2 protein-coding genes are annotated in these 510 nt (G+C 72.0%); both read left to right on the top strand.

All coding sequences use genetic code 11. The annotated features are described in order from the left end of the window. A partial coding sequence (locus KZA10_RS17495) for a copper homeostasis protein CutC (RefSeq protein ID WP_306300840.1) occupies nucleotides 1-272 on the top strand: 272 nt, incomplete at its 5' end. Nucleotides 273-307: 35 nt separating this feature from the next. Next, a partial coding sequence (locus tag KZA10_RS17490) for a serine aminopeptidase domain-containing protein (protein ID WP_218683542.1) occupies nucleotides 308-510 on the top strand: 203 nt, incomplete at its 3' end.

The raw sequence follows: 510 nt of genomic DNA, 5'->3' as shown, positions 1-510 counted from the left end.
GGGCATCCGCCGCGATCGACGGCATCGAGACGCTGCGCGCTCTGGTCGCCGCCGCCGAGGGCGAGATCGAGATCATGGCCGGCAGTGGCGTCGACGTGACCAGTGCTCCGGTGCTGGCGGCGGCGGGCGTCGACGCCATCCACTTCTCCGCGAAGCGCGCCGTGACCGAGGACGGGGGCGTGCGCATGGGGTCCGCCTCCGACGGGGTCGGCGGCTACGAGGTCACCGACCGCGACATCGCCTTCGCGATCCGGGACGCCCTCGCGCGGTAGCCGCGCTCTCGCAGGGTGAGTAGGCTCGCACCGTGATGGATACCCGCGAGTTCACCGACGCCTATGGCGTCGACATCGTCTATGACGTCCATCCTGCGCACGGGACGCCCCGGGGGGTGGTGCAGCTGCTGCACGGCGTCGGCGAGCATGCCGGGAGATATGGAGCGCTGATCGCCGCGCTCACCGGCGCCGGCTTCTACGTCTACGCCGACGACCACCGCGGGCACGGACGCACCGG

The sequence above is a fragment of the Microbacterium sp. BF1 genome (genome assembly GCF_019279095.1).
Lineage (GTDB): Bacteria > Actinomycetota > Actinomycetes > Actinomycetales > Microbacteriaceae > Microbacterium > Microbacterium maritypicum.
This window is presented reverse-complemented; position numbering and strand designations above follow the sequence as displayed.